This is a genomic window from Myxococcus sp. XM-1-1-1 (assembly GCF_020037095.1).
GTDB classification, from domain to species: Bacteria; Myxococcota; Myxococcia; order Myxococcales; family Myxococcaceae; genus Myxococcus; species Myxococcus fulvus.
This window is the reverse complement of sequence record NZ_JAIQDH010000049.1, coordinates 1-12,731: the sequence shown is the minus strand read 5'-3', so window position 1 is coordinate 12,731 and position 12,731 is coordinate 1. Positions and strand designations below refer to the sequence as shown.

The following is a 12,731-nucleotide window of genomic DNA, read 5'->3' as shown; positions in this document are numbered from 1 at the left end:
GGCCGCTCGGACTTCCAGGTGAAGCTCAGAGGCTTCCGGATTGAATTGGGAGACATCGAGGCGGCGCTGCTGTCACACGCCTCGGTGCGAGAGGCCGTGGTCCTCGTGCGCGAGGACTCCCCGGGCGACCAGCGCCTCGTCGCCTACGTCACCCAGTCCACTCCGTCCGCCGACACGAGTGGATTGAAGGACTTCCTGTCGACGCGCTTGCCCACCTTCATGGTGCCCTCGGCCTTCGTCGTCCTCCCGGCCTTCCCGCTGTCCCCGAGTGGGAAGCTGGACCGGAAGGCGCTCCCGGCCCCCGTGGCACCCCCGACCCCGGGAGGCCCCGCCGTGCCCTCCGCACCCGAACGTCTCACCCCCTTCCAGCAGCGCGTCGCCACCGCCTTCCGTGAGCTGCTCCGCGTCGAGCGTGTGGGCCTGCACGATGACTTCTTCGCGCTGGGCGGACACTCGCTGCTCGCCACCCAGCTCGTCTCGCGCCTGCGCACCACGTTCGGCGTCGAGCTGCCCGTGCATGCCCTGTTCGACGCGCCCACCGTGGCCCGAGTCACGGAGTTGGTCGAGGAAGGGATGCTGTTCCGCGACGCACCGTCACAGGTGCCCCCGCTGCGGCCCATCCCGCGCGATGGCGAGCTGCCGCTGTCGTTCGCGCAGCAGCGCCTGTGGTTGCTCGACCAGGTCCAGCCCGGAGGCACGCAGTACAACATCTCCGGCGCCATCCGGCTGGAGGGCGCGTTGAACCCGGAGGCGCTGCGACAGGCGCTCGACCTGCTCGTGTCCCGCCACGAGCCTCTCCGCGCGACCTTCGGACTGAAGGACGGTCAGCCCGTCCAGACGCTCCATCCGCACAGGCCCTGGTCGCTGCCGCTCACGGACCTGTCGGACGTCGCGCCGCCGGAGCGCGAGGCCGCCGCGCGCAAGTACGCCGCCGAGGAGGCCAGTCAGCCCTTCGACCTGTCCACGGGCCCGCTCCTGCGCACCGCGCTGCTCAAGCTGGACGATGAGCTGCACGTCCTGGTGCTGGTCATGCACCACATCGTCTCGGATGGTTGGTCCCTGGCGGTGATGGTGCGCGAGGTGGCGCTGGCCTACGAGGCCTTCGCCGCGAGGAAGGCCCCTGCCCTCTCCCCCCTGCCCGTGCAGTACGTCGACTTCGCGGCGTGGCAGCGCCAGTGGCTCCAGGGCGACACGCTGGCCAAGGAGGTCGACTGGTGGAAGCAGCGGCTCGCCGGGGCGCCCCTCGTCCTCGACCTGCCCACGGACCTGCCGCGTCCCGCGATGCGCACACCTCAAGGCGCGTCGCATCCCATCCAGCTCCCGCGTGAGCTGGTGGACCGCGTGGTCGCGCTCGGTCGACAGGCCGGGGCCACCCCGTTCATGACGCTGCTCGCGGCCTGGCAGACGCTGCTCTCCCGCTACAGCCGCCAGGAGGACCTGCTCGTCGGCTCGCCCATCGCGGGGCGTCGTCATGGCGAGCTGGAGGGACTCGTTGGCTTCTTCGTCAACACGCTGGTGCTGCGCGCCCGCGTGCGTCCCGAGGAGTCCTTCCGCGCGCTGCTCGCCCAGGTGCGCGAGACGACGCTCGCGGCCTACGAGCACCAGGACCTGCCCTTCGAGCGCCTCGTCGAAGAGCTCCAACCCCAGCGTGACCTGGGCCGCGGCCCCGTGGTCCAGGTGGTGTTCGCGCTCCAGAACACGCCCACGCCGACGATGCGCGTGCCGGGCCTCACCCTGCGTCAGCTCGACGTGGACAACGACACGGCGCGCTTCGACCTTGGCCTCGTCCTGGTCGAGGAGGCCGATGGCCTGCGCGGCGTCATCGAGTACAGCACCGAGCTGTTCACCGCGCCCACCGTGGCGCGCCTCGCCCGCCACCTGCGCAACCTGCTCGAAGCGCTGGTCGCCGCTCCGGACCGGCCGCTCTGGACCCTGGACCTGCTGTCCGCCGACGAGCGCCACCAGCTGGTCACCGAGTGGAACGACACCACGCGGCCCTACCCCGCGGACACCACCTTCGTGGAGGGCTTCTCCCGACAGGCGAGCCAGCGTCCCCAGGCCATCGCCCTGGAGTCGGGCGACCAGCGGATGACCTACGGCGCGCTGGAGGCCCGGGCCAACCAGCTCGCGCACCTGCTCCGCTCGAAGGGCGTGGGGCCCGATGTGCTCGTGGCCGTGTGCCTGGAGCGCGGCTTCGATGTCGTGGTCTCCATCCTCGCCGTCATGAAGGCCGGAGGTGCCTACGTCCCGCTCGACGCGGCGTACCCGGTGCAGCGGCTCGCCTTCATGGTGGAGGACGCGCGGCCCTCGCTGCTGCTCACCTCGCGGGTGCTGGGCGACAAGCTGACCCTGCCGGACGCGGGGCCCGAGCGCCTGCTCGTCGAGGGACTGGAGCTGGAGTCGTGGCCGACCACGGCGCCGGTGTCCCACGCGGGCCCTCGCAACCTGGCCTACGTCATCTTCACCTCCGGCAGCACGGGGCGCCCCAAGGGCGTGGCCATCGAGAACCGGGGCCTGATGCGCCTGTGCTACTCGGAGCCCTATGCCCGCTTCGGCGCGAAGGAGACCAGCATCCTGCTGGCGCCCATCTCGTTCGACGGCTCCGTGCTCGAGGTCTGCCCGTCACTGCTCCATGGTGGCCGCGTGGTCCTCTTCCCGGCCGACGCGGTGCCGAGTGACCTGGACCGCCTGGGCGAGGTCATGGCGCGGCACGAGGTCTCCTTCTCGCACCTGCCCTCCGGCCTCTTCGCGCAGCTCGTGGAGCACCGCCCGGACATCCTGGCCCGGATGGGACAGCTCCACGTCGGCGGCGAGGTGCTCTCCGTGCCTCATGCGCACCGGGCGCTGGCCTCGCTGCGGGTGCCCATCATCAACGCGTACGGGCCGACGGAGTGCTCGGTCATCGCGACCAACTACGCGCTGACGGGGCCCATGCCGTCGGGGAGCTCGTTCCCCATCGGCACGCCCATCGACAACACCACGGCCTACGTCCTGGATGCCCGCATGCAACTGGCGCCCGTGGGAGTCCCGGGCGAGCTGTACCTGGGAGGCGTGGGGCTCGCGCGCGGCTACGTGTCGCGCCCGGACCTCACGGCCGAGCGCTTCGTCCCGCATCCGTTCAGCACCCAGCCCGGTGAGCGGCTCTACCGCACGGGCGACGTGGCGCGCTGGCGCCCCGAGGGCGTGCTGGAGTTCATCGGCCGCACCGACCATCAGGTGAAGATTCGCGGGTTCCGCATCGAGCTGTCCGAGGTGGAGGCCGCGCTGGCCGCCCAGCCCGCGGTGCACGAGTCCGTGGCCGTCGTCCGCGAGGACGTTCCGGGAGATCGTCGGCTCGTGGCCTACGTGTCGCCGCGAGAGGGTCAGTCGCTGGACACGACGGACCTGCGCGCGGGCCTGCGGCAGCGGCTGCCCGAGTACATGGTGCCGTCCATCATCGTCACCCTGCCCTCGCTGCCGCTGAGCACCACGGGCAAGGTGGACCGCAAGGCGCTGCCCAAGCCGGACGCCGCCTCCACGGGGCGTCAGGGGCGCTTCGTCGAGCCGGCCAATCCGCTGGAGGAGCGCATCTCCGCCGTCTGGGCGCGGGAGCTGGGCACCGAGCGCGTCGGCGTGCATGACCACCTGTTCGAGGAGCTGGGTGGCACGTCGCTCTCCGTGGTGCGCATCGCGGCGCGCTTGCGCGAAGAGCTGGGTCAGTCGGTTCCCGTCGTGTGGCTGTTCGAGCACCCCACGGTCCAGGGGCTGGCGCGAGCCCTGGAGAAGCAGCGCGCGGAGGTGGCCGCGGCGACCGCGCCCCAGTCGGTGCCGGCGCCGGATCGGCCGGTGTCACGTCCGTCGACGACGGGGGCCGTGGCCATCATCGGCATGGCGGGTCGGTTCCCCGGCGCGGGCTCGGTGGACGCGTTCTGGCGCAACCTGCGCGAGGGCGTCGAGTCCATCTCCCGGTTCAAGCCCGAGGAGCTGGAGCGCATGCCTGGCCTGCCCGAGGGCATCGAGCTGAGCCAGCACCCGGCGTTCGTCCCGGCCGGTGGTGTGCTCGAGGGCGCGGACCGGTTCGACCACGCGTTCTTCGACATGTCCCTGCGCGAGGCGCAGTGGTTGGATCCGCAGCAGCGCGTGTTCCTGCAGTCCGCGTGGACGGCGCTGGAGGACGCGGGCATCGACCCCGAGCGCTTCCCGGGCGCCATCTCGCTGTACGCGGGGGCCATCGACTCCGGCTACACGGAGGCGGTGCGGGCCACGGTGCCGTTGGACGGCGCCGCGCTGTTCGAGCTCTACGGCACCGCGACGCACGAGAGCCTGGCGACGAAGACGTCCTTCAAGCTGGGGCTCACGGGTGAGAGCGTCCTCATCCACACCGCGTGCTCCACGGGCCTCGTCGCCGTGCACCTGGCCTGCCAGAACCTGCTGGCGGGCATGTCCGACGTGGCGATGGCCGGCGCGACGCGCCTGTCGGTGCCGCAGCGCACCGGCTACGTGTACCAGGAAGGGATGATCCTCTCGCCGGACGGGCACTGCCGCTCGTTCGACGCGGCGGCTCAGGGCACCGTCTCCGGCAACGGCGTGGCCTGCATCGTCCTCAAGCGACTGGAGGACGCGGAGCGGGATGGGGACTCCATCCACGCGGTGATTCGCGCGACGGCGACCAACAACGACGGGCGCGACAAGTCGGGCTTCACCGCGCCCAGCGTGCAGGGCCAGACGGCCGTCATCCGGCAGGCGCTCGCGCGCTCGGGCGTGAAGCCGGAGGAGATCGGCTACGTGGAGGCGCACGGCACGGCGACTCCGTTGGGCGACCCCATCGAGGTGACGGCGCTCCAGCGCGCCTACGGCCTGGGGCCCGAGCACAAGGGCACCATCGCCCTGGCTTCGCTCAAGTCCAACGTCGGCCACCTGGACACGGTGGCGGGCCTCGCGGGCCTCATCAAGGTGGCGCTGTCGCTGCGGCACGGAGAGGTCCCGCCGAGCCTGCACTTCGAGCGCCCCAACCCCCAGATTGATTTCGACGCCACCCCGTTCTTCGTCAACACCACCCTTCGGCCGTGGCCGAGGAGCGAGTCGCCGCGGCGTGCCGCGGTCAGCTCCTTCGGCATTGGTGGCACCAACGCCCACGCCGTGCTCGAGGAAGCTCCGATGTCTCCGAGTGGCTCCAGCTCACGCAAGCACCACCTGTTCGTCCTGTCGGCGCGCACGCCCGAGGCGCTGGACGCGGCCTCGAAGAACCTGGCCTCCCATGCGGAGGCCCAGGGTGACGCGCTGGCCGTGGCCGATGCGGCCTTCACGCTCGCCGTGGGCCGCAAGGGCTTCGAGCACCGGCGCGTCGTCGTGGCCCGCGACGCGGCCGAGCTGACCCGTCAGCTCCTCAAGCCCTTCACGCCCACGAAGCTCAAGGACCTGGAGGCCGCGCGCCGTCGCCGCGTGGCCTTCATCTTCCCGGGTCAGGGGACGCAGCAGCTCGGCATGGGGCGCGAACTGCTCGACACGGAGCCGACGTTCCGCCGGCATCTGGAGTCGTGCCTGGCGCTGCTGGACGGGGAGCTGCGGGAGCGCGTGCGCACGCTCCTGACGTCGGGTCCTGGGCAGGAGTCGCGACACGCGTCGCTGCTCGCGGACACACGGGTGGCGTTGCCGGCGCTGTTCTCCGTCGAAGTGTCCCTCGCGTGGATGTGGATGGACTGGGGCCTGAAGCCGTATGCCGTCCTGGGGCACAGCTTCGGTGAGTACGCCGCGGCCTGCGTGGCGGGGGCGCTGTCGCTGGAGGACGCGCTGAAGCTCGCGGTGGCGCGGGGTGAGCTGATGCACCGCATGCCTCCGGGGGCGATGCTCGCGGTGGCGATGCCGGAGTCGCAGGTTCAGCCGCTCTTGTCCGGGAGGCTGTCACTGGCCGCCGTCAATGCGGCGGACCGCTGCGTCGTCGCGGGTCCGGTGGCGGAGGTGGAGGCGCTCCAGGAGACGTTGAAGGCGCGGGACGTGGGCGTGGTGCGGATGCCCGCGCCGCATGCGTTCCATTCGGCGGACGTGGAGCCGCTGATGCCGGAGCTGTCGCGCGTGGTGGCGTCGCTGACGCGCTCGGAGCCGACGCTGCGCTACGCGTCCAGCGTGACGGGCACGTGGGCGAAGCGCGGTGCACTGGCCGAGCCGCAGTACTGGGCGGACCAGATGCGTCAGCCCGTGTACTTCTCGGATGCGGTGGGGGCGCTGCTCGAGGATGGGTGCAGCGTGCTGCTGGAGGTAGGCCCCGGTCAGGACCTGACGCCGCTGGTGCGCGCGTCGCTGGGCCAGGACAAGGACCGCGTGAAGGCGCTGGCGACGCTGCGTCGGAGCGCCTCCACGACGGAGGACGCGAGCTTGCTGGCGTCCGTGGGTGAGCTGTGGACGCAGGGCGTGGAGGTGGACTGGTCCGCCTTCTTCGCCCACGAGCAGAGACGCCGGCTGCACCTGCCCACGTACCCGTTCCAGGAGAAGCGAGTCTGGGTGGATGCGAAGCCGGGCGCGCAGACAGTGCCCGCGATGGTGGCCCAGCAGCCCGTGCAGCTCCGTGCCGCCTCGGGGGCGCCGCTCCCCGTCGCGGAGACGCAGGCCGTGACGACCCTGTCGCCCGGGATGGAGCCGCAACGTCCTACGTCGCCGAGCCTCGTACCATCGGCTGCCGCGTCGCCAAGCTTCGCGTCGCCTGCTGCGTCGACGGGTTTCGGGTCGCCTGTCGCGACTGGCTTCGGGCCGCCGGCTTCGTCGTCCGGCTTCGGGTCGCCTGCCGCGACCGGTCTCGAGTCGCCTTCTGCGACGGGCGTCACGCCGCCTGCTGCGTCGACGGGTTTCGGGTTGGCTGCGTCGACGGGTTTCGGGTTGGCTGCGTCGACGGGTGTCACGCCGCCTGCTGCGCCGACGGATCTCGTGTCGCCTGCGTCGACGGGCTTCGCGCCGCCTGCTGCGACCGGCGTCACGCCGCCTGCTGCGGTGACGGTTTTCGGGGCGCCTGCGTCGACGGGCTTCGCGCCGCCCACAGTGTCTCCGGGCTTCGCGCCGCATTCTGCGCCGACGGGCCTTGTTCCGCCGGCCTCAGCGTCGACAGGTTTCGCGCCGCCAGCTTCATCGACGGGCATCGCGCCGCAGTTGCCTCCGGTGGTTGCGCCAGCGATGACGTCGCTGCGCGCGGTTCCGGTGGCCCCCGCCGAGCCTCCCCCTTCGATTCAGGAGCCCGAGCCCGTCGCCCCGGTGCGTGAAGACGCGCCTCGGGGGCCCATCGAGGAGCGGCTCGCGGGTCTGTGGCGCGAGCGCCTGGGCCTGGAGTTCGTCGGCCGTGAGGACGACTTCCTGGAGATCGGCGGCAACTCGCTGATGGCGGCGCAGCTGCTCAACCAGGTCCGTGAAGCCTTCGGCGTCCAGCTCCCCCTGGCCGCGTTGTTCGAGGCCCCCACGGTGGCGGGCATCGCCCAGCGCATCGAGCCGCTGTTGCGACAGGCCCCCGCCGCGGCGCCGACGCGCGAACTCCCGCTGGTTCCGCTGCCTCGCACGGGCGAGCTGCCGCTCTCCTACGTGCAGGAGCGCGTGTGGCGTCTGGAGCAGCACCTGCCCGGCCTGTCCGCGTACAACATCCCCTTCGTGCTGCGGCTCGAGGGAGACCTGGACCCGGCCACGCTGGAGCGCGCCGTCCAGGAGATCGTCCGTCGGCACGAGGCCTTGCGCACCACGTACGACGTGGTGGATGGCCGTCCCGTGCAGCGCTTCCACGAGAACGTGCGCATCCCCCTGCCCATCGTCGACGTCGCCGGGGACACGCCTGCCCGTCGCGAGGACGAGGCGATGCGGCTGGCCCGCGAGGAGGCGATGCTGCCGTTCGACCTGGTGACGGGCCCCGTCATCCGGACCGTCCTGCTGCGCTTGGAGCCGAAGCACCACCTGCTCCTGGGCAGCATCCACCACGTCGTCTGCGACACGCTGTCCACCGCGCTCTTCATCAACGAGCTGATGCAGCTCTACGGCGCCTTCAAGCAGGGCCGCCCGTCGCCCCTCCCTCCCCTCCCCATCCAGTACGCGGACTTCGGCGCCTGGCAGCGCACCGGCATCCTCGAAGGCCGCTTCCCCGAGCAGGAGTCCTGGTGGCGTCAGCGACTCGCGGGCATGCCCAAGCAGCTCGACGTCCCCACGGACCGCAAGCGTCCGGCGAGCTGCCCGCTCACCTCCGTGCGTCTTCCCGTGGAGTTCCCACGCGCCCTGGCCCGCGAGCTGGGCGCGTTCGGCAAGCGCGAAGGCTACACGTCGTACATGCTGGTGCTCGCCGCGTGGCAGACGCTGCTGCACCGCTACAGCGGGCAGACGGACATCATCGTCGGCACGCCCATCGGCAACCGCACCCGGCCGGAGCTGCTGCCGCTCATCGGCTACGTGGCGCACTCGGCGGCGTTCCGCACGAGCTTCGCGGATGACCCGACGTTCCGGGACCTGCTCAACCGCGTGAAGCAGGAGCTCAACGAGGTCCAGTCCCGTCCGGACGTTCCCTACGAGTACCTGGTCGAAGCGCTCATCCCGGGCAAGGACATCGGCCGGGGCCGCATGGCCGACACCGTCTTCGTCTTCCACAGCGGCATCAGCGGCGGCGCCGCGGCCCTGGAGATGACGGGCGTGCGCGGCTCCATCGTCGAGGTCCCGGACGGTCCGGTGCAGTGGGGCACCACCCTGTCGGACCTGACGCTCGTGCTGGGTGACGAGTCCGGCCGGGTCCACGGCGCGCTCGAGTACGCGACGGAGCTGTTCGACGCGAGCACCGCGCAGGGCCTGGTCGACCATCTGCACGTGCTGCTCGCGTCCGCGATGGCCCGGCCCGACGAGCGGGTCTCCCGACTGCCGCTCGTCACCGAGGCCGAGCGCTCCGCGTGGCCCGCACCACGCCCCACGCAGGTCATCACCTCCATCCCGGCACAGCTCGCCGAGCGGGCGAAGCGGGCTTCCAACGCCGTGGCCGCGCTCGTCGGTGAGAAGTCCTGGACCTGGGCGGAGCTGTCCCGTCGCGCGGCGAGCGTCTCCGCGAGACTGCGCGCCAGCGGCTTGAAGAACGGTGCGACCGTCGCGGTCTGCCTGCCCCCCTCCCCTGACAAGCTGGCGGTCCTCTGGGGTGTGCTCGACGCGGGTGGCGCGGCCGTGGCCCTGGGCGCGACGGACCTGGGGCGACTGTCGACCTATGCGTCCCAGGATGCCGCGACGCCCCTGCTCATCACGTGGCGCGGTGTCGTCACGTCCTCCAAGCTGGACGCCTCGTGCGTGCTGTACGTGGAGGAACTGGAGACCACCGCATCGGTGAACCCGAGCGTGACTCGCGCGAACGCACCCGCGTGGCTGCTGCCCTCGGGGACGAACCAGCCCGCGTGGACGCTGGACCACCACGCGCTGGCGGACCTGTTCATCGCGATGGATGCGCGGTTGCGTCCGTCGGAGGGCGGCACCTGGCTGGCGGCGCTCGACACGTCGACCGAGCGGCCGGAGCTGGAGATGCTGTGGGCGCTCTCGCGCGGCCTGCGCGTGGCCTTCCCCTCCGAGGCCGTCACGGCCCGGCTGGTGCGGCTCCAGGGCGGTGGTCCGCGCACCCAGGCGATGGACATGAGCCTCATCTACTTCGCCAACGATGAGGACTCGCTCACGGGACCGAAGTACGAGCTGCTCATCGAGGGTTCGAAGTTCGCGGACGCGCATGACTTCTCCGCGGTGTGGACGCCGGAGCGGCACTTCCACTCGTTCGGCGGTCTGTACCCGCAGCCGGCCGTGGTGGCCGCGGCCATCGCCACCGTCACCAAGAACCTGAAGCTGCGCTCCGGCAGCGTCGTGCTCCCGCTGCACGACCCGATGCAGGTCGCCGAGCAGTGGTCCGTGGTGGACAACCTCTCCGGCGGCCGCGTGGGCCTGTCGGTGGCCACGGGCTGGCACGTGGCGGACTTCTCCTTCGCCCCGGCGAACTTCGAGGACCGCCGCAACGTCCTGATGAAGCACCTGGAGACGCTGCGCTCGCTCTGGCGGGGCGAGAAGCAGAAGCGCGTGGGCGGCGGCGGCGTGACGGTGGAGGTGGCCCTGCGTCCGAAGCCCGTGCAGCGCGAGCTGCCCGTGTGGCTCACGGCCGTGGGCAACCCGGAGACCTTCCGTCTGGCCGGCGAGGTGGGCGCGGGCGTGCTCACGGGCCTGCTCGCGCAGTCCATCGACGAGCTGAAGTGGAAGGTCGCGATGTACCGCGAGGCGTGGCGCCGCAACGGTCATCCGGGCCGTGGCCACATCACGGTGATGCTGCACGCGTTCATCGGTGACGACGAGCAGGAGGTGCTGCGCACGGTGCGAAAGCCGCTGCTCGGCTACTTCCGCAGCTCGGCCGAAATCACCGCGTCGCTGCTGGCGGCCCAGGGCCACCAGGGGGAGATCGACAAGGTCTCCGAGGAGGACATCAACACGCTCCTGGAGCACACCTTCGAGCACCACGCGAAGGGCACGGGCCTCATCGGCACCGTGGAGAGCGGGTTCAAGCGCCTGCTCGATGTCCGCGAGGCGGACGTGGACGAGGTGGCCGCGCTCATCGACTTCGGTCTGGACACGCCCATCGTCCTGAAGGGCCTGGAGAAGCTGGCGGTGCTCCGCCAGAAGCTGGTGCAGGAGGCCGCGTCCCGCCAGGAGCAGGTCGTGGTCGAAGGCGACCAGGGCGTGAGCGAGGTGCTGGAGCTGGCGCGTCGCTCCGGCCAGGTGTTGCTGCACACGTCGGCGCGACTGGCCCGCACGCTGACCGAGCTGCCTGGTGCCCGTGAGGCGCTGAGCCCCGTGGGCGCGCTGGTGCTCGATGGGGCCTCGGCCGAGCTGGCCACGGCGCTCGCGAAGAGCTCCGGGCTCCAGGTCCTGCTCGCGGGTGCGCCACGTGAGGGCGCGCTGTTGCCGCGTGCTCCCGATGAGCGCGTGCCAGCGGGGCTGCGCCCATGGATCCTCGACACCGCGGGGTTGCCTGTGCCCGTGGGCGTCGTCGGGGAGCTGGCGCTGGAGGGCGCGGGTCTTCCCTCCGGATTGTGGCGCTCCGAGGAAGAGGAGCGTCGTCGACTGGTGGCGCATCCGAAGGGCGCGTCGTCCCAGCTGTTCCGCACGGGACGCCACGCGCGACTGCGCGCGGATGGTCGTCTGGAGCCGGTCAACGTCCCGGTTCCCAAGGCCCCTGCCCCGGCCGCCAAGGCCCCGCCGCCCGTGCGGACCGAGGCTCGCCCTGTCGCCGCGCCCGCCGTGCCCACGGGGATTCCACGCGCGCGCAGGGACAAGCCGCTGCCGCTGTCGTTCGCGCAGCAGCGCCTCTGGTACCTCCAGCAGTTGGACCCCACGAGCACGGCGTACAACAACAGCTCCAGCTTCCGGCTGGTGGGCCCGTTGGACACCGCCGCGCTCCAGCGTGCGCTCGACGAGCTGATGCGTCGTCACGAGGTGATGCGGACCACGTACCAGCTCACCGAGACGGGGGCGACGCAGGTGGTCCAGCCCGCGACCGGGCTGCCGATGCCGCTGGAGGACGTGCCCGGCGAGACGCCCGAGGCCCGTGAAGCCGCGATGCTTCGCCGCTGCGAGGAACAAGGCGCCTGGGTGTTCGACCTGGCGCGCGGCCCGGTCATCCGCGCCGTGCTGCTGCGCATGGGGCCACAGGACCATGTGCTCAACCTGGTCATGCACCACGTCATCTCCGACGCGTGGTGCTCGCTGGTGCTCGCGCGCGAGATGTCCGTGCTCTACGCCTGCTACAACGCGGGCATCGAGTCGCCGTTGCCCGAGCTGCCCGTGCAGTACGCGGACTACGCGGTCTGGCAGCGTGAGTACCTGGAAGGCGTGGTGCTGGACGGGCAGCTCCGCTGGTGGAAGGAGCAGCTCCTCGGAGTCCCCGCGCTGGAGCTGCCCACGGACCGGCCGCGTCCGGCGGTGCAGTCCTACGACGGTGGGAGCCTGCGCTTCGTGGTGGGCCGCGAGGTGGCGGAGCCGCTGCTCGCCCTGGGCCGCAAGGAAGGCGCGACATCCTTCATGGTGATGCTGGCGCTCTACCAGGCGCTCCTGGGTCGTCACGCGGGCCAGGACGACTTCGCCATCGGCATCCCCATCGCGGGTCGTACGCAGCCCGAGACGGAGGGGTTGATCGGCTGCTTCGTCAACACGTTGGCGATGCGCACCCAGCTCACCGAGGCCCCGACGTTCCGTGAGCTGTTGGGCCGGGTGAAGAAGCAGTCCCTGGGCGCGTTCTCCCGGCAGGATGCGCCGTTCGAGCGGCTCATCGAGCTGCTCCAGACGCCGAGGGACCAGAGCCGCACGCCCGTCTTCCAGGTCGTCCTCAACGTCATCAACACGCCGCCCGCGGAGACGTCGCACCAGACGCTCAAGCTGAGCCAGCTGGATGTCGCCACCGGGACGTCGAAGTTCGACCTGAGTTTCGAGGTCGTCGAAGGCCAGGGCGAGCTCCACTGCCGCTTCGAGTACGCGGCGAAGCTGTTCGATGAGTCCACGATGAAGCGACTGGTCGAGCACCTCTCCGTGCTCGCTCGCGCCGTCGTCGCATCTCCGGACCTGCCGGTGCAGCGCCTGCCGCTGATGGGTGAGGCGGAGCGGCAGCAGGTGCTGGTGGGGTTCCAGGGACGCACGGAGGCGTACCCGAAGGAGGCAACGCTGCACGCGCTCATCGAGGCGCAGGTGCGACGCACACCGGAGGCGGAGGCGGTCCGCTTCGAGGGAAGCACCCT

General features: G+C 71.4%; 1 protein-coding gene. It reads left to right on the top strand.

Translation table 11 applies throughout. The annotated features are described in order from the left end of the window. Positions 1–12,731: non-ribosomal peptide synthetase/type I polyketide synthase (locus tag K8640_RS42165; protein ID WP_223752249.1), on the top strand; the 12,731-nt coding region annotated here is incomplete at both ends.